The 18,132-nt window shown below is 61.4% G+C and carries 16 protein-coding genes; 15 read left to right on the top strand and 1 reads right to left on the bottom strand.

All coding sequences use genetic code 11. The features are described from left to right. Nucleotide 1 precedes the first annotated feature (1 nt). The 9 genes from KJA79_RS22180 to KJA79_RS22140 all read left to right on the top strand — a co-directional run bounded on the left by KJA79_RS22180 (nt 2) and on the right by KJA79_RS22140 (nt 10,329). On the top strand, nt 2-1,060 hold the full coding sequence (locus KJA79_RS22180) for a glycosyltransferase family 9 protein (protein WP_213044291.1): 1,059 nt from the start codon (nt 2-4) through the stop codon (nt 1,058-1,060). Further along, nucleotides 1,057-2,175 carry a glycosyltransferase family 4 protein gene (locus KJA79_RS22175; protein WP_213044290.1) on the top strand — a complete coding sequence of 373 codons (1,119 nt, stop codon included), beginning with the start codon at nt 1,057-1,059 and terminating at the stop codon, nt 2,173-2,175. Before KJA79_RS22180 ends, KJA79_RS22175 begins: the two co-directional genes overlap by 4 nt. Next, nucleotides 2,172-4,313, top strand: coding sequence for an LTA synthase family protein (locus tag KJA79_RS22170; protein ID WP_213044289.1), 2,142 nt, complete (start codon nt 2,172-2,174; stop codon nt 4,311-4,313). The genes KJA79_RS22175 and KJA79_RS22170 overlap by 4 nt, the downstream gene beginning before the upstream one ends. A gap of 53 nt (nt 4,314-4,366) precedes the next feature. Beyond that, entirely contained in the window at nt 4,367-5,131 is a 765-nt protein-coding gene (locus tag KJA79_RS22165; RefSeq protein WP_213044288.1) for a glycosyltransferase family 2 protein, read from the top strand. A gap of 31 nt (nt 5,132-5,162) precedes the next feature. Beyond that, nucleotides 5,163-5,924 (top strand): glycosyltransferase family 2 protein, encoded by a 762-nt coding sequence (locus KJA79_RS22160; protein WP_213044287.1) that lies wholly within the window; start codon nt 5,163-5,165, stop codon nt 5,922-5,924. A gap of 48 nt (nt 5,925-5,972) precedes the next feature. Beyond that, on the top strand, nt 5,973-7,076 hold the full coding sequence (locus KJA79_RS22155; RefSeq protein WP_213044286.1) for a glycosyltransferase family 4 protein: 1,104 nt from the start codon (nt 5,973-5,975) through the stop codon (nt 7,074-7,076). Nucleotides 7,077-7,256: 180 nt separating this feature from the next. Next, nucleotides 7,257-8,342: a putative lipopolysaccharide heptosyltransferase III gene (rfaQ, locus tag KJA79_RS22150; RefSeq protein WP_213044285.1), complete on the top strand. Its 1,086-nt coding sequence runs from the start codon at nt 7,257-7,259 to the stop codon at nt 8,340-8,342. Then, a complete protein-coding gene (locus KJA79_RS22145; protein WP_213044284.1) occupies nt 8,335-9,234 on the top strand; it encodes a glycosyltransferase family 2 protein in 900 nt (299 codons plus the stop codon). Before rfaQ ends, KJA79_RS22145 begins: the two co-directional genes overlap by 8 nt. A gap of 66 nt (nt 9,235-9,300) precedes the next feature. Continuing rightward, entirely contained in the window at nt 9,301-10,329 is a 1,029-nt protein-coding gene (locus KJA79_RS22140; RefSeq protein WP_213044283.1) for a class I SAM-dependent methyltransferase, read from the top strand. On the opposite strand, the gene KJA79_RS22135 is transcribed toward KJA79_RS22140, so the two are convergent. Next, complete coding sequence (locus KJA79_RS22135) at nt 10,322-11,197, bottom strand: glycosyltransferase family 2 protein (protein WP_213044282.1); 876 nt, start codon at nt 11,195-11,197, stop codon at nt 10,322-10,324. The two genes, KJA79_RS22140 and KJA79_RS22135, sit on opposite strands and share 8 nt — an antisense overlap. A 215-nt stretch (nt 11,198-11,412) precedes the next feature. Here KJA79_RS22135 and KJA79_RS22130 point away from each other — a divergent pair, with 215 nt between their 5' ends. The 6 genes from KJA79_RS22130 to gmd all read left to right on the top strand — a co-directional run bounded on the left by KJA79_RS22130 (nt 11,413) and on the right by gmd (nt 18,131). Next, a complete protein-coding gene (locus tag KJA79_RS22130; RefSeq protein WP_213044281.1) occupies nt 11,413-12,531 on the top strand; it encodes a glycosyltransferase family 4 protein in 1,119 nt (372 codons plus the stop codon). A 270-nt stretch (nt 12,532-12,801) separates the two neighbouring features. Beyond that, complete coding sequence (locus KJA79_RS22125; RefSeq protein WP_213044280.1) at nt 12,802-13,536, top strand: sugar phosphate nucleotidyltransferase; 735 nt, start codon at nt 12,802-12,804, stop codon at nt 13,534-13,536. Beyond that, the gene (rfbB, locus tag KJA79_RS22120) at nt 13,537-14,568 is read left to right on the top strand and encodes a dTDP-glucose 4,6-dehydratase (RefSeq protein WP_213044279.1); all 1,032 of its coding nucleotides are present in this window, start codon (nt 13,537-13,539) and stop codon (nt 14,566-14,568) included. Next, nucleotides 14,553-15,410 carry a dTDP-4-dehydrorhamnose reductase gene (rfbD, locus tag KJA79_RS22115; RefSeq protein ID WP_213044278.1) on the top strand — a complete coding sequence of 286 codons (858 nt, stop codon included), beginning with the start codon at nt 14,553-14,555 and terminating at the stop codon, nt 15,408-15,410. Before rfbB ends, rfbD begins: the two co-directional genes overlap by 16 nt. 336 nt (nt 15,411-15,746) lie before the next feature. Next, on the top strand, nt 15,747-17,105 hold the full coding sequence (locus KJA79_RS22110) for an O-antigen ligase family protein (protein WP_213044277.1): 1,359 nt from the start codon (nt 15,747-15,749) through the stop codon (nt 17,103-17,105). Nucleotides 17,106-17,123: 18 nt separating this feature from the next. Next, nucleotides 17,124-18,131 carry a GDP-mannose 4,6-dehydratase gene (gmd, locus tag KJA79_RS22105; protein ID WP_213044276.1) on the top strand — a complete coding sequence of 336 codons (1,008 nt, stop codon included), beginning with the start codon at nt 17,124-17,126 and terminating at the stop codon, nt 18,129-18,131. Nucleotide 18,132: the final 1 nt, after the last annotated feature.

Here is an 18,132-nt window from a genome sequence, read left to right as displayed (position 1 = left end):
CATGCCTGGTGGCCGAATGACCGAGCCTGTCCGCCGCATCCTGCTCATCAAACCCAGTTCGCTGGGCGACATCGTGCACGCGATGCCGACCGTGGCGGCGTTGCGCGAGCGATTTCCCCAAGCCGAGGTCACGTGGCTGGTCAAGCGGCAATGGGCGCCGCTGGTGCAGGTCATTGCCGGCGTCGATCGGGTCTGCGCGGTGGATCAAGGGCTGGTGGGCTGGTTGGGGCGGGTGCCGGAACTCCGTGCTGCCGACTTCGATCTGGTCATCGATCTACAAGGGCTGTTGAGAAGCGGGGCCATGGCCAGATTGACCGGCTGTGCCAGGCGCGTCGGGTTTGCCAATGCCCGTGAAGGCAGTCCGTTGTGTTACACCCAGCGGGTGGCGGTACCGGCCATGCCGATGCATGCCGTCGATCGGTATTTGCTCGTGGCTGAGGCATTGGGAGCGGCGCGTCCGGCCACGCCGAGGTTTGCGTTCACCGACCGGCAGGAGGACCGGCAGGCAGTGGACAGCCTGCTCCTGTGCGCCGGGATCAACGGCTCGTCCCCCTGGGTGGCGATGAATGTGTCCGCGCGATGGGAGACGAAACGCTGGCCGCCGCAACACTTTGCCGAAGCGGCGGATCGGCTTGCGGAGCGTTATGGTGTGCCGGTGGTTCTGATGGGAGGGCCGGCGGAGCGACAGGAATCCCTGGCGGTGACGGGGCGCATGCGCACGAAAGCGGTTGATCTGACGGGACAGACCCCTGTAGGCTTGCTGCCCGGTTTGCTGCGCCGGGCCAGCCTCTTGCTGACGAACGACTCCGGTCCGATGCATATCGCGGCGGCGGTGGAGACTCCGGTAGTGGCGCTCTTCGGCCCGACCGATCCGGTCAGAACAGGACCCTACGGCAGGGGGCATGTCGTGTTGTCATACCCCGTCGAGTGTAGACCCTGCTTGCGCCGGGATTGCACTCGTGCCGTGGCACTTGAATGTTTGACGGCCGTGCAACCCGAGCAGGTCGTGCAGGCGGTGATGCAACAACTCCGGTTGGTATCTCAGTCAGGAACGGCGTGAACATTCTCATTGCAGAGTCCAGCATGGCGGTCGGCGGACAGGAGCTGGCCGTGCTGTTGCATGCCGAACGGTTGGTGAAGCGTGGCCATCGCATCCTCTTGGTGTTGGAGCCGCGCAGTCCGATCATGGCAATGGCTAGGGAGCGTGGGCTACCGGTCGAGCCGTTCGTGATGCGGCAATGGCGCCTGCCGCTGTCGATTCTCGCCTTCCGCCGGTTGCTGGCTCGGGAGCGCCCCGACATCGTCCACGTCAACAGCTCGCGCGACAGCTGGATCGCGGCCCTTGCCACCAGGCTGCTGCGTCCGCGTCCCAAGGTGATTCGCACGCGGCATATTTCCGCGCCGCTCAACAAGAATGCCACCACGCACCTGCTCTACCGGCGCCTCTTCGACATGGTGATCGTGACCGGCGGGGAGCGAAACCGGCAGGATCTCATTTATCGGGACGGCCTGTCGCCGGAGCGTGTTGCCGCGTTCCCCATCGGGCTCGATGTGGAAGAGTTCTCGCCGGCGCAGCCCCGGCACGATCTCCGGGCCGAACTCGGAATTCCATCCGGGCATCTGCTGGTCGGCATGATTTCCTACCTGCGCGACTACAAAGGCCATCGGTATCTCGTGGACGCGGTGCCGCTGGTGTTGGCGGAGCAGCAAAAGGTGACCTTTCTGATCGTGGGGGAAGGACCGGAAGAGCAGAACATCCGGGCACAGATCGCACGCTTGGGTCTGACGGCCTCGGTTCGAATGTTGGGATTCCGTGACGATCTCCTCGACGTGTTCCGCTCGTTGAACCTGTTCGTCATTCCTACGGTGGAGGGCGATACCATTCCCCAGGTGTTGATGCAGGCATTGGCGGTCGGTCTGCCGGTCGTGTCCACCACCACCGGATCGATTGCCGACGTGATCAAGGACGGTGAATCGGGTTTTCTCGTTCCGCCGCGGGATGTCGCCGCCTTGGCTGAACGGATTGTGCGCCTTCTGCGAGACCCATCACTCCGCGAGGCGATGGGGAGTCGTGGCCGCCGGACGGTGGTGCAGAGCTATTCCATCGACCGGATGGTGGATGAGTTGCAGCGGGTCTATCGACAGGTGCTTGGGCTGAAGGGGCCTGTGTCATGATGGAACGATGGACCGGCGCCGGGGCGTCGATTCGCAAGACCGTTCTGTTCTGGTGGATTCTCTTCGTGGTCATTCAGACGGCGGAGCGGCTGTTTCTCTTAGGTGATGCGCTGGAGCAGGAAACTCCGTCAATGCCGCTGCTCTTCACGACGCTGATGGTCGGCATTCGTGGAGACTTCATCACTGCGACATTTGCCCTCGCGTTGGCATTGGCCGCGGCATGTGGTGGGACCCTGTTGAGCCACAGGTGGGATGATCTGCGAGGGTCGTCGACTCTCTGCGCGCGCGCCTTCCACCGCTCATTTCCCGTGAGTGCGGCGCTGGTCGGACTGTTGTTGTTTGTGCTCCTCTGCGTCGACATGGGCTATTACGGATTCAATCGGCAGCACATGGATTTTGTGTTCCTCGAATTCATCGACGATCTGTTCGCGCCGGCCACGACGACGGGCGGCACCAATGTGCAGGCCATGCAGCAGACCAGTGCGGAACTGGGGGCGGCCGGCAAGTGGGCCTGGCGGCTGACCTGTTTTCTGGCCCTGCAGGCAGCAGGCATCGGGCTCTGGTGGTGGACCTTTTCCACCGCGGTGGTGCCGGCGTTACGTCGTTGGCGGCCCGGTTCCGGATTTCAGGCCAATGCCTTCCTGGTCGTCGCGTTGATCGCCGGTGGTGCCGGCTTTCACCATTCAGGCCCCTATGGGATTCGCATCGCGCCGATCGGCAGCATGGTCTATTACACCCTGGCGCAGAATCCGGTGTTGTTTGCGAGCGAGGCCTTGCGAATCGCGTTGGTCTCGCGAGGAGGAGGCGAGCGGCCGGGGAGTGCCGGGGCTATGCCCTACGACCTGGCCGTGCGGACCATGCAGCGGCTGTTGGGCCCGGCCGAGGCATTTGTCGATCCCAGGTACCCGCTCGTGCGGACCATCACGCCGTCCCCGGACAGTCTGCGACTTCCGACACCGCCCAACATCGTCCTGGTGTTCCTCGAAGGGTTGGATCGCCGGTATCTGGGCCAGACCTACGGTGAGGTGAAAGGTACGCCGTTTTTAGACCGGCTCAAGGACGACAGTGTCTATTTCCAACATTTCTTTTCCAACGGGGTCCAAACCTCCAGAGGCCTGTTTGCGACGCTCTGCAGCACCTTCCCGCGGCTCGGGGCGGCCGCCATGAAGACCCGCTACGCTCACGATTACCTCTGTCTCCCGTCGCTGTTGCAACGGCAGGGGTATCACACGGAAATGGTGATCGGTCAGCATCGTGATTTGAACCGGCTCCAATCGTTCGTCGCTCGCAATGGACTACAGCAGTTGCTCGATGAAGGAGACTTCCCGTCCGGCACCGAGCGCGCGGGGTTAGGGATCGTCGATGGAGCGCTGTTCGATCTGTGCTACGAACGGATCAAGCAGCGTCAGGCGGACAGCCGCCCGTTTTTTCTGACCACACTGACCCTCTCGACGCACCATCCCTTCGCCGCTCCGGACCGTCATCCTGACGTGCATGTACTCCGGCAACGGGTGCAGGATCAGTATGTGGCCGCCCTGCGATACACGGACCTCGAATTGGAGCGAGTGTTCACCCGGCTTGTCCGCGAAGGGCTATTGCGCAATACGATCGTGGTGAATCTCGGCGATCACGGACGGCATGAGCCGGTGGGGCGCACGGATATTGAACGGAAGGCCGGGCATTTCGCTTCGCCCTTGTTCGTCTGGATGGACGAGTCGTTGCGTTCGCCTGCCACCTACAAGCCGCGAACGGTGTCGGCGGTCGCCAGTCAAGTCGACGTGGCCCCGACGCTGTTGGCATTAAGCGGCGGGCTACCGTCGCTGGGGTCGTTTGCCGGACATGATGTCAGTTGTTTGCTGGTACGGGATTGTCTGCCCGATCAGGTGGCCTATCTCACGAGTGTGTACGACAACCTGGTCGGACTTGCCAGCGCGGATGGTCTCTTGCTGTACTCGCTGTCGGCGGAAACCTTTCAGGAAGCCACCTTAGATTTCGAATCGATGCCGGAGGATCAACAGAGTCGACGTCGGCGGTCGGCCGCCCGCGGTTCGGAATTGCTCGCCATACATGAAGTGGCGAACATCGCGCTCGACTCCAACCGGCTCTGGTCCTGGCGGGAGTTCGGCCAACGCCTGTAACCGTTGCACCACCGGAGTGTGTCGCCATCACCTCGGAAGAAGGACCTGTCCCTGTGGATCGTCTCCCCGTATCAGCCGTGGTCATTGCCTACAACGACGAACCCAACATGCGGGCCTGCCTGGAATCCCTCACCTGGGCGGATGAAATCATCGTGGTCGATTCGCACAGTACCGACGGCACCGAGCGGATCAGCCGGGAGTTCACGGACCGGGTCTATCAGCATGACTTTCACGGATTCGGTCGCCTGCGGAATGAGGCCTTGACGCACGCGACCCACGAATGGGTCTTCAGCCTGGATACCGATGAGCGGGCCACCCCGGAATTACGCGATGAGATCCGGCGGGTGTTGGCCGCGGGCCCCGAGGCCGACGCCTATTTCGTGCCCAGGAAGAATTACTTTCTCGGGCGCTGGATCAAACATTGCGGTTGGTTTCCCGATTACCGCCAACCGCAATTGTTCCGTAGGAGCAAGTTTCGCTATCGGGAAGAACTGGTCCACGAGAGTTTTGATGTAGATGGACGGGTCGGGTATCTGACCGCCTCCGCGCTGCAGTACCCGTTTCGGAATATTGATCACTACCTGGCCAAGCAGGAGCGCTACTCAGATCTCATGGCGCGACGTATGGTCGAGCAGGGGCGATCGTTTTCCTGGCATCAGTTGCTGTCTCACCCCGCATTCACGTTTCTGAAGATGTACGTGGGGCGCAAAGGCTGTCTCGACGGCGTGCCGGGCCTTATTTTGTCCGGCCTCTATGCCTATTACACGTTCATTAAGTATGCGCGGTTCTGGGAATTGCACAGTCAGAGCCGTACCTGATAACGGCGAGGACGAGACGGGACGTTGTACGATGACGATTGCGGCCGTGATCATTACCAAGGATGAAGAACAGAACATTGGGGACTGTCTGCAGTCGGTGCGGTGGGCTGATGAACTCATCGTGGTGGATGCCGAAAGCCGGGATCGGACCGTCGAATTGGCCAAAGGGTATACCCCGAAGGTGTTTGTGCGTGCCTGGCCAGGGTACGGGCCGCAAAAAAACTTCGGGATCGATCAAGCAGGATCAGACTGGATTCTCGTGGTGGATGCCGACGAGCGGGTGACCGACGGGCTCCGGCAGGAGATTCACGCGTTGCTGGCCGGTGGGCCGCCTGCCGATATCGGCGGGTACGAAATCCCCCGCCGGAATTATTTCTATGGGAAATGGATTCAAGGCGGCGGGCTCTACCCGGACTATCAACTCCGGTTGTTTCGCAAGACCTCCGGCCGGTACGACGATGTGCGGTTACATGAAAACTTCGTGCTGCAGGGGCGGCGGGAACGACTGCGCGAACCCTTCATTCACTACAGCATGCCCACCGTGCACCATCACATCCGCAAGATGATGCGGTATACGACGTTGGGGGCGGATGAGAAACTCAAGCGGGTTTCTCACATCAGTGGGTGGGCCATTGCCACGCACCACATCGGCACGATTTTGAAAACCCTGTTCACGCGCGGCGGGTATCGTGACGGGGTACATGGGCTGGTCGTCGCGATGTTCGCCGGCCTCCATACGTTCGTCAAGTATGCGAAGGCCTGGGAGCGCCTCAATGCACACCGTGAGCCGTGAGAGGGAAGGCGGGAGTCGCGTGAGTCAGGCGGGGGCATCGTTCGTCTGATGCGGATCGGGATCGACGCGGCATCCATTGTGGGCGATAAGGGCGGGGTCGGCTGGCATACGCACCATCTTCTCAACGCGTTGCTGGAGCTGGACGACGATCATGAGTACGTCGGTTATCTCAGACCAGGATCGCTGCATGGAGGCACGCTCCCCGGCTGGACGCCGCGCCCTCGTCTGCGGTGGGTGGAGACGCCACGCTGGTCCATGGCCTGGCGGGGCCGGTGGGATGGCCTGGATCTGTATCACGGTCCGAACTTCAAAATGCACACAAGGGGCCGGTTCGGGGGGATTGTGACCATTCACGATCTCTGGTTGGCCCGGCATCCGGAATATTCCCGCAAACTCCTGGGCCAGGCCGGCTCCTCACGCCGCGCCATCGCCACCGCAAAACGGGCCAGAAAGGTGGTGACGGTGTCGGAATTTTCGGCTCGTGAGATCGAAGCCCTGTACGGCATCGCGCGGGATCACGTGGTGGTCATTCATAACGGCGTCTCCGACGAGTTTTCCCCCCTCTGTACGCAAGAGGTGAAAGAAACGTTGCGTCAGCGCTGGACCATTCCGGAGGCGGGGTTCATCCTCTTCGTCGGCGGAGCCGACCCGCGAAAAAACCACACGCGGTTCTTACAGGCGGTCGCCAGGGTCCGTTCGCAGCTCGGCGGCCGGGTCGTGCTACTGGTGGGTGATCCGGAGCATCCGCAGGGGAGTTACCGGGAGACGGCACAGGGGCTGGCGCTTGAGCAGGATGTCCGCTGTATCGGTCGTCTCGATCGTGAAGATTTGCGACGCTTGTATTCCTGCACCGACCTCTTCGTGTTTCCGTCCCGCTACGAAGGGTTCGGCATGCCGGTGTTGGAGGCGATGGCCTGTGGTGCCCCGACTATCACGTCGTCGACTTCGTCGTTGCCGGAGGTTGCCGGTGATGCGGCGCTGCTCGTGGATCCAGACGATGTGGACGGGCTTGGCCTGGCCATGGTGCGGGCGCTGGCGGATCAAGAGCTTCGTGACGGCTTGCGACAGCGGGGCTTTGAGCGGGTTCGACAGTTTACCTGGCGGCAGGCGGGGGAGCGGACGAGCGCCCTCTATCGAGATCTCTGCCGGTAGCCGTCATTGAGCATCTTCGTCGGCTTCAAGAACCCGTCGCCGGTCACGTGCTGCTCGCCGCTTCACCCTCGGTTCCCCGACCGATCATGAAGAGTCTGCGGGGCGAGGAGCGGACGGTCTTTTGGTTTTCTCACATGGTATTCTGTGCAGAATGCTCCGTTTCCGCTGCGGAATGTGGAGATGGGCTGTGACGCGGATCGGTTCGAGCTCGACGATGCCATGATGTTCCGTAACATCCTGATCATTAAATTGCGACATATCGGCGATGTCCTGCTGTCGACGCCCGTGCTCCGGGGCTTGAGAGAGGCCTATCCCGATGCGCGTCTGACCATGCTGGTCAATCGAGGGACGGAAGGGGTGCTGGCACACAACCCCGATCTGAATGAGGTGCTGTGTCTGGAAAAGGGCTCATGGCAGGCCCAGCTCACCTTCGTTCACATGCTGAAGGGGCGAAGGTTTGATGCGGTCATCGATCTGACCGACGGGGACCGTTCAGCGATCATCAGTCTGGCGACTCGGTCGCCCGTTCGGATCGGATTTAATGCGGAGCACCGGTGGCGCGGGCTCTTGTACAGTCAGGTGGCCAAGCCGCGCCCGATGGATCAACATCGGGTGGAGTATGACCTCTGCGCTCTTAGGGCGTTGGGGCTCGACCCGAAGCCGGGCCTGCCGGCCGTCTTTGTCTCCCCGGCGGAGGAGCAGGTCGCGGAAGACTGGTTGGCGCAGGCCGGCCTGGTCTCCGGGCAAGGGGCTGCTCCACTGGTCTGGCTGCAACCAGGGGCACGGTATTCGCTGAAAGTCTGGCCACCCGACCGGTTTGCCCAACTGGCGGACCGACTCGTCGACCGGTTTGGATGCCGTATTCTCCTGGGCGGTGATCAGCGGGAGCGCGAGGTGGCCGAACTGGTGGCCCGGAAGGCGCGGTGCGGGCCCATCGTTGTGGCAGGGAAATTTACGTTGCTGCAGTTCGCGGCATTGGTCAAACGGTGCGCCTTGTTCATCGGCAACGATGGGGGCGCCATGCACATCGCCGCGGCGATGGGCACTCCGGTCGTTGCGCTCTTCGGCCCGACGTATCCGCAACGATGGGGACCGCGGGGAGGACCGGTGCAGGTGATCTACAAGGGGTTGGATTGTCGGGCCTGTTACCATCCGACCTGCTTGCGCGGCGACGACAGCTGTATGCAGCAAATCGGCGTGGATGAGGTCTATGGCGTTGCCAGCCGGATGTTGGAGCATGCCATCGCGAGGGCGGAGCATGAATGACGAGTTGGTGAGCGTGGTGATCCCGGTCTTCAACGGGGCGCCTTTTGTGGCGAAAGCGGTGGCCAGCGTGCAGGCGCAGGGGTATGGTGCGGTGGAAATTCTCGTCGTCGATGACGGGTCGACGGATGGCACACAAGAGGTGTTGAAACGCCTCGAACAGAGCCATGGGATTCGATGGTTTCAGCGTAGCCACGGTGGGCCGGCCCGATCACGGAACTACGGCATCGAGGCTGCGCGTGGTGAGTATATCGCACTGCTGGACTGCGATGATGAATGGCTGCCGGGGAAACTGGCCGCGCAGCTGGCAATCATGCGCGCACGCCCGGAGGTGGGGTTGGTACACACGGATTTTGAGGTGCGCTTTGAAGATGGAACAGTGGAGGAGCGGGTCTCCGCACGTGCGAGTCGGGAGCCGATGGTGCAGGCATTCGCCGGAGGGCATGTGGCCCTGCCTTCAACATTGCTGATCAGAAAACGAGTTTTGGATCAAGTCGGGCGCTTAGACCCCGAGTTGTATGGCTCCGAGGATTCCGATCTCACGATTCGATTGTTTCGCGTGACGACGTTCGAGTGTATCGATGACGTGCTGGTGCATAAGCTGCAGCGGGGGCATGGGTATCGGGACATGGCCTTCGACGAGCAGACCCATCGCGATCGCGTCCTCGCCAGTCGAGATCGTTTTCTCATGCGCCTTGAGGGGTTTGCTCCCCTGACGGCCGCCCAACGCGCCGCGCTTGATCGGGAATGGGCGAACTATTTTCTCTTAAAAGGGGCGGCGGCAGAGCGGGCCGGGCGTCCTGGTGATGCGAGGCGGCACTATTGGTCCGCGATCAGGAAGGCCCCGACCCGTATTCGATGTTATACGCGCTGGTTGCGCGCGCTGGCGCCGTAATGGCGGCGCTGTGTCTCCTCCGCAGGCCTCGCCCATGCGCCGCCACATGCAGTCGCCAAGGAAACCATGGAAACCATCGGTTGTGAGGTATGCGGCGAGTCGTCGCATACATTCCTCTTCAGCCAATACGATCTGACCCACCGCGTCACCGACGAGTTGTTTACAGTCGTTCGTTGTCGGGGCTGCCGTCTACTGTTTTTGAATCCGCGCCCCACGCGCGCGGAGATCGGCGGGTACTATCCGGACAGCTATTATCCCGAGGCCGCGCCTCGGCAACAGGGCGATCTTCGCCGTGCTGCGAAACGATGGTCGGGAAGAATCAGGCGGTGGATCGCCCAAGATTTTTACGGGTATCCGGTGCCGGCATCGATGCGTCGTTGGCAATGGGCGCGCCGGCTGCTTCTATGGCCTGAGTTTGTGTGGCGACGTTGGCGCGGGCGGGGGCTGCTCCCCTGGGCAGGGCGTGGGCGGCTGTTGGATGTCGGGTGCGGATCGGGAGGTAACCTGGCGGTTCTTGAAGAACAGGGATGGGACGTATCGGGATTGGACGCCAGCGCCGTGGCCGTGGCGCAGGCACAGGTTCGCTTCGGCGAGCGAGTCCGACAGGGCGACCTGACATCAATGGGCTATCCCGAACGGACGTTTGACACGGTGCTGTTCAGTCATGTGCTGGAACACTTACACGGTCCGTTGCCGCTTCTCAAAGAGGTCTGGCGGATTTTGGATTGGGAGGGGCGGATCGTGATCCTCTGCCCCAATGCCGGCAGCCTGGAGGCACGGATGTTCGGACGTTGGTGGTTCCCATGGGAACTGCCCAGGCATTTGTACCACTATGAGCGAGCCACGCTGACGCGGGTGCTAGAGGCGGCGGGGTTCCAGATCGAGTCGGTCACCACCGGTTTGGGATCGCTCTACTGTATGGCCAGTTTGGATCGGGTGTGCGCGGAGCGGTTCAACCGACCGGTCCCCGGTCGACGGTTGATTGAAAAGCTGTTGATCCGTCCGTTGTGTTTTTGCGTCGGGCACCTGGGATATGGGACCGAGTTGAAGGTGTCCGCGAGGAAGCGGCGCAGCCTGCCTTCCCAGCCTAGATAAAATACGATCTCACCAGACGCGACCAGGTTTTCACGTTGAGCGGTTCGTGGCGCAGGGCTGACTGGAACGCCTGGCGAGCGGCGGCGGGCGTGTGGGCCCGCAGGTGGTGCTTGCCGAGATCGGCATAGTAGACCGCCCAGTCGTGCGAGAGGGCATTGCCCTCGGGGGTGCCGGGTCGGCAAGCGGCGGCGTGTTTTTCGAGGAACCGGCGCCGGCCATCCAGTGCGCGAAGCGAGGGGATATCGCGCGACGCGTTGTGTGCGTAGAGCCGGTGCCGGTAGAGCGGTCTGGGAAGATGAATGAATCGGCCCGGAGCGTAGAGCCGGATGATCAGATCGATGTCCTCCCAAATCGAAAGGGCCGCATCGTAGCCGCCCACGGCATCGAAGCAGGTCCTGCGAAACAGTGAGCCGGAGGTGGCCGCATCATGTCCGCCCCGCAGCAATTGCGTGATGCTGCGCTGCTGTTTCATCGCGGCATCGTATTCCAGAATCTCGTTTCGTTCATTGACCTGATAGCCGTCGCAGTGCACCAGCGCCGCTTCCGTTGCCGGTTCGAGAAGGGCCAGGGTCTCCTCCAGAAATGTCGGCTCCCACAGGTCATCCTGGTCCAGAAAGGCGAGATATGAGGCCATGGCAAGGCGTGCGCCGGTATTTCGCGCGGCGGCTTGCCCGGCGTTTCGCGCGTGCCGCACATAGCGGACATCTGGAAAGGTGTGGACCAGTGCCTCGGTATTGTCGGTCGATGCATCGTCGACGACGATGATCTCGCAGTCTTGATAACTTTGCGCCAGGACGGAGCGGATGGCCTGTTCCAAGTATCTGGAGGTGCCGTTGTATGCGGGAATGACGACGCTGATGTGAGCCACGAGTCTTGATCCCTTCACGTGGTTCATCGGTAACACAGGCGTCGGACCCAGTCAACGCCTGGATCTGCGCGGGGCGACGGCGTCGCGCTCTGGGCGCCTTGACTTGCCCGGTAGGCTGTGGTTCCATCCCTGAGAATGTCGAGCAGTGATGGTTCTGGACGATACGCGTTTCCACGGCAGCCGGCGCTCCTCCTTCAGGTGCGCAGGGGGCGGTCGTGGCACTCCACCACCGGTCGATTCCACGCGACATTGTGAAAATCGTTATTGCCGCCTGGCACCTCAAGAACATCAATGTGGGGATCGGGCGTTATGCCCGGGAATTGATCGAGGCCCTGGGTCGCGTCGACCACGCGAACCAGTATGACATTCTGCTGCCCCAGACGGACCATCCGTTTACGGCACGTCCGAACATGCGCTATCGCGTGATCCGGTTTCCGTTTTTTCGCCGCCGTGTCTGGGAGCAAGCCGCTCCGCTGCTGGTCGGTCCTTACGACGTGCTCCACTTTCCCTATGACTCTTGCGTTGCCTGGAAGCGCGGGCGGTTTGTCACGACCATTCATGATGTCAAGCCGCTGTTGTTTCCTGAGCTGCGGACCCGACCCAGTGTGCATGCACGCATCGAACAGTGGTTCGTCGGGGATCGATGGAAGACGATCGATCATGTGATCACCGTCTCCGAGCATTCGCGTCGCGATCTGCTGGCCCATGCGCCGCTTCGCCCCGATCAGGTGAGCGTGACGCCGTTGGGGCTCGACGCGGATCGCTTCCACCCTCCTTCGAAACGGCTGGAGGGCCGGCCCTATGTGTTCTGCGTGGCCGGTTCCGATCCCACGAAGAATGTCGGCACGCTGGTCGAAGCCTTTGCCAAACTGCCGGCGGAACTGCGCGTGCACTATGACCTGGTTCTGGCGGGAGATGTGTGTAAACGCGTGGATATTCGCGCGGCCATTGAGCGATGGCATCTCGTTGCCCACACCAAGCTGGTCGGGCAGGTGTCCGATGACGAACTCGCGCGGTACTATCAACAGGCGACGGTCTTTGTGTTTCCTTCTCTGTATGAGGGGTTCGGCCTGCCCGTGTTGGAGGCCATGGGGTGCGGGTGCCCGGTGATCTGTTCGCATGCTTCGTCGTTGCCCGAAGTAGCCGGTGATGCGGCCATGCTGGTGGATCCGCATCGGTCGAACCAATTGGCGGAAGCATTGGCCAAGGTATTGACGTCCCCGGACGTACAGGCATCATTGCGCGCGCGAGGGCTGGCCAGGGCGAAGGAGTTCCAGTGGGATCGTACGGCAAAGCAGACGGTGGCGATCTATGAACGGACGGTCGGCTGCTGAAGCTGATGTCGAAGCAATTGCGGCAGGATATGGCGTGTAGAGAAACTACCTAGGACCTGGCATTGTCGCGACTTCGAAGCTGGTGGCATCCTCGGCTCCATGAACGAATTTTCTGGTCTAAATCCAGGTGTAGACGCTAAGATCCGACCAATGCTTATGGAGTCGGGCGGCATCGCTCGGCAGAGGCGACAGACGTGGATGTTGAATGGGTGTGAGTCATAAGATGATATCGGTGTCCGACCAGGCCGTATTATTGCCGAGGGGGGAAGGATGAAAGGTGTCGTACTCGCCGGAGGTCTCGGGTCACGCTTGCTGCCGCTCACCAAAGTGACCAACAAACATCTGCTGCCCGTTTACAACAAGCCGATGATCTATTACCCGATCCAGACGCTCGTGAACGCGGGCGTCACGGAAATCATGCTGGTCACCGGCGGCAACAGCGCCGGCGATTTTCTGAAGTTATTGGGGAACGGACGTGAATTCGGCCTCAAGCACTTGAGTTACACCTATCAGCAAGGCGAAGGGGGCATCGCCGACGCGTTGCGGTTGGCCGAGCATTTTGCCGATGATGGCCCCATTTGCGTGGTGCTGGGTGACAATCTGATCCAGGGCAATATCGCCAAGGCAGCCGAGGCATTCCGCGCACAAAAAACCGGCGCCAAGATTTTACTGAAGGAGGTCAAAGATCCCCAACGGTTCGGTGTGCCGCATCTGGAGGGGAGCCGCGTGGTGAGCATCGAAGAAAAGCCGGCGCATCCCAAATCGTCGTACGCGGTGACCGGCATCTACTTCTATGATGCGCGGGTCTTCGAGATCACGCGGGCGCTGAAGCCGTCCGGACGCGGCGAACTGGAAATCACCGATGTGAATAATGCGTACATTGCTTCCGGAGAGTTGACGTGGGATGTGCTGGACGGCTGGTGGACCGATGCCGGGACCATTGAATCGTTGCTCGCCGCCAACCAGCTTGTGGCCCAGACCGGTGCGAACAGGATGGAGTTCTAAATGCGTATTCTCGTCACGGGCGGCGCCGGGTTCATCGGGTCGCATCTGGTGCGCCGGTTGATTCAGAGCGGCCGTCATTCCGTCGTCAATCTCGATGCCCTGAAATATTCCGGGAATCTGGAAAATCTCACGGATCTGGCCGGGCACCCCGACTATCGTTTCGTGCAGGCCGATATCGGTGATCAGAAGGCCGTGCATGCAACGTTGCGGGAGCATCGCATCGAGGGCATCATCAACTGTGCGGCGGAGACACATGTCGATCGATCGATTCTCGATCCTGGAGCCTTCGCTCGCACCGACGTGGTCGGCACGGGGATTTTGTTGGAGGAGGCCCGTCTGGCCGGCGTCCAGCGCTTCCTGCAGGTCAGCACCGATGAGGTGTACGGCAGTGTGGAGCAGGGGAGTTCAACGGAGGGCGATCGGCTGGAGCCGCGCAGTCCCTATTCGGCCAGTAAGGCCGGCGGGGATTTGCTGGTCCTCAGTTACTGGACGACCTACCGGTTTCCGGTGGTGGTGACTCGCGGCAGCAATACCTATGGACCGAATCAATATCCGGAAAAATTCATTCCCCTGTTTGCCACCAATGCCATCGATGGGGAGCCGCTTCCGCTGTATGGCGATGGGAAGCAGTGCCGGGATTGGTTGTCGGTCTACGATCATGCCGCGGGGATTCAGCACGCGTTTGAACAGGGGCAGGCCGGAACCGTCTACAACGTCGGCGGCGGCAATGAGCGGGAAAATATCGTGGTGGCGGAGCAAATTGTGGCGGCGCTGGGCAAGTCGCGCTCGCTCATCCGGTTTGTGCAGGACCGGCCGGGGCACGATCGCCGGTATTCGATCGATTGCAGCCGCCTGCGCGCCCTGGGGTGGGCCCCGCAGGTCCCGTTTGAGGAAGGGTTGAAACAGACGGTCGAGTGGTATCGCACGCATGAGGACTGGTGGCGGAAGATCAAGTCCGGCGAGTTCAAAGAATTCTATCGCCAGCAATACGGAGCCCGTCTGGAAAAGGGGACATCGTGCGCATCGTCGTGACGGGCGCTCAGGGACAACTGGGGACGGATCTTCGACAGGTCTTTCAGCACCATCAGGTGACGGGACTCGACCTGCCAGGATTCGACCTGACGCATGCCGATTGCGGCAGGGCCATTGTCGAGGCGGCGCCGGACGTGGTCATTCACGCCGGCGCGCATACGGATGTGGACGGAGCGGAGCGCGACCCGTCCCTGGCGATGGCCGTCAATGCCGACGGGACCGAGCGTGTCGCCCGCGCGGCGGCCCAAGTCGGCGCCAGGCTGATTTATGTGTCAACCGACTATGTGTTTGACGGAACAGGAACACGTCCGTACGTCGAAACCGATGCGACGAATCCCGCCGGTGCCTACGGGGCCTCCAAATGTGCGGGCGAGCAACGGGCCCTCTCCTGTTGCGAGAATGCGCTCGTGGTTCGGACTGCCTGGCTCTACGGGCTGCACGGGAAAAATTTTGTGAAGACCATTCTTCAACTAGCCGCCGAGCGTCCCTCCCTGCGCGTGGTGGCGGATCAGCGAGGATGTCCGACCTTTGCGGAAGACCTGGCCGGCATGATCGGCAAGCTGGCGGCGCATCCCGCGCGCGGGATTCTTCATGTGACCAATGAAGGCGACTGCACGTGGCACGAATTCGCCACGGAAATCGTCCGATTGGCGGGCTACCGGGTGCCGGTCGAACCGATCACCACGGCGGATATGCCCAGGCCGGCGAAACGCCCGGCCTATTCGGTGTTATCGGCGGAGCGGCTTCACCATCTCGGACTCACCATGCCGTCCTGGCAGGACGGGTTACAGCGGTTCATGAAGGCGCTGCCGGTCGTTTCCTCGATGCCTGCCCGGGCGTAGTCTGCCATCCCTGTTTCATTCTCGATCGGGCCGCGCGCGTAGGTGTGTCGGCCCGACACATTTCTTGTGCAACCTCCGCCTTTTCTCTATACTGCGGTTCCGCCGTGTCCGTCATGTGTCTCTTCCGTGCGGGGAGGCCGTGATCCGTATCTCAGGTCATGGTACAGCACCGATGGGGAGATGAACGCAGGCCCGATGTCTCCCACCCTGTCCGACGCCGGCCGGTTCCGGAACGGTGCCCCGGCTGTCATGGGCTGTGACCGAGGCTCGGCTCCGGACGGCCTGTCCGTTGAGCCGGCAGCGGGAGGTGGCTGAGCCTCCATTCCGCAAACGGCGATGCCCGAACGCATGAATAGCACCACGTCATCATCCGCGCATTCCGTCATCCGGCCGGCTCAGGCGGTCGACCGATCTGCGTCCGCCCGGGCCTGGTTCTGGGGACTGCAAGGCTATGTGATGATGGCGGTCGCTTGCGCAAGCTTTTTTCCGCTGCTCTTCCGTTATCAGGAACATACGGTGATCATCCTCATCGTGCTCTGCCTCGGGATGTGCGCCGTCGAGAAAGTGAATCCTTGGGTCAAAACTCCGCTCGACCTTCCGCTCTGGTTGTTTATCGTGTGGGTGCTGTGTACGGTCCCCTTTGCCACCGATCCGGCCTATAGTTTTGCCGAATGGAAAAAGTTCGTCGCGCAGGCCGGTGTCTTTTATTGGGCCTTGCTGGTGTTGTCCCGTTGCGGGAACGAACGGTTGCCGCGACTGGTGCTTCAGGCTCTCGTCCTCGGCGCGTCGCTGCTGGCCTGTTATGCCCTGATCGAGTTTGTTCAACGGGGCGGCACATGGCGGGATCGATATGTACGCGCCCATGCGTTTGGGTCCGACTATAACTGGCTCAGCACCTACATGGTGGTGGCGATCCCTGTTGCGGGTAGTCTCCTCGTCCTCGGGCGCCCGGCGTGGAACAGAATATCGCAGGCTCTCGCCCTTGGTCTGACGGGAGCTGCGCAGCTGTTTTCCTATACCCGCGGTGGATGGTTGGGCCATGCCGCGCAGGGGGTGATGCTGGCCTTGCTGGTCGGCGGCCGACGCATGGCGTTCGGGGTCTTGGGGATGCTCGCCCTCGTCGGCGCAGGCTTAATGGCGGCCTCTCACTCCGGTTTTCAGACCGACACGGTGGATGCCAAGACGGTCGATACCAGATTAATGGTGTGGACGATCGGCCTGGGCGAGGTTGCGACCCATCCCATAACCGGCATCGGCTTTGGAAACAATTCATTTGTGAAAAGGTTTCCTGCGTACTCGGTTGAAAAGCAGGGTCACCTGCCGGAGCGTGACCGCATCATTCCTGCCATGCACAACACCTTTTTGATGGTGACGCTCGGCAGCGGCATTCCCGCCCTGCTGAGTTTTACGTGGATCTTCGTCGCGCTGTTGCGCCGGCTCATCCCGATTCCCTGGACGAGTGGGCGTGATCGTGCCACCGCCGTGATCGCAGCGGGAATCGGATTGGCGGTGATCGGGTTTGCCGTCCGCAATCTCTTCGATTACATGTTCATGGGAAGTCTTGCGCATCTGTTCTGGCTGCTGGCAGCGGTCGGCCTCACCGTCACCGGCTCCAGCCGGCTCGATGCGACGCGGGGCGAGCCGGGTCTTGTTCAAGAACAGACGGGCACGTTCGTTCCGTCTTTGAAACCGTGAGAGGGTAGGCCGGCTGTTATGAAAGCACTGATCACAGGCATCACGGGGCAGGACGGATCGTATCTGGCCGAGTTTCTTCTGGCCAAGGGCTATGACGTGTATGGCATCATCCGGCGTTCGAGTTCGTTTAATACGGCCCGAATCGACGGCATTTATCAGGATCCTCACACCCTGGGGGCCAAGTTGCATTTGGTCTATGGCGACCTCAACGATGCCAGTTCGTTGAACCGGATCATTCGCACGGTGCGGCCGGATGAAATCTACAATCTCGGCGCGCAAAGCCACGTACGCGTCAGCTTCGATATTCCTGAGTATACGGCGGAGATCACCGCCCTCGGCACCGTCAGGCTGTTGGAGGCCATTCGCGAGTCCGGCCTGAAGCCCAGGTTTTACCAGGCCTCATCCAGTGAAATGTTCGGCAAGGTGCAGGAGGTGCCTCAACGGGAGACCACGCCGTTTTATCCGCGCAGTCCCTACGGCGCCGCCAAGGTCTATGCTCACTGGATCACGGTCAATTACCGGGAGGCCTACGGCCTATTTGCCTGTAGCGGTATTCTGTTCAACCACGAATCGCCTCGGCGCGGTGAGACGTTCGTCACCCGGAAAATCACCAAAGCCGCGGCGCGCATCAAATTGGGCCTGCAGCGTGAGTTGTTCCTCGGCAACCTGGACGCCAAACGGGACTGGGGGTATGCGGGGGATTACGTCGAAGCCATGTGGCGTATGTTGCAGCAAGACCAGCCCGGTGACTACGTCGTGGCCACGGGCGAGACCCATACGGTCCGCGAATTTCTCGACGTGGCTTTCGGCCATCTCGACATCGACTGGCAGCGACATGTGCAGATCGATCCTCGCTACTACCGTCCGACCGAGGTCGATCTGTTGATCGGTGATGCCTCAAAGGCGCGGCGGCAATTGGGCTGGAAACCGACCGTAGACTTCCATCAACTCGCCGTGATGATGGTGGACGCGGATCTGGAAGCGGAGCGGCTGAAATTGCAGGGCACGGCATCGAAGGGGAACTAGT

Origin of the sequence: Nitrospira defluvii (assembly GCF_905220995.1) — a bacterium.
Taxonomy (GTDB): domain Bacteria; phylum Nitrospirota; class Nitrospiria; order Nitrospirales; family Nitrospiraceae; genus Nitrospira_A; species Nitrospira_A defluvii_C.
The sequence above is the reverse complement of the archived record's forward strand: the minus strand, read 5'-3'. Positions and strand labels throughout refer to the sequence as shown.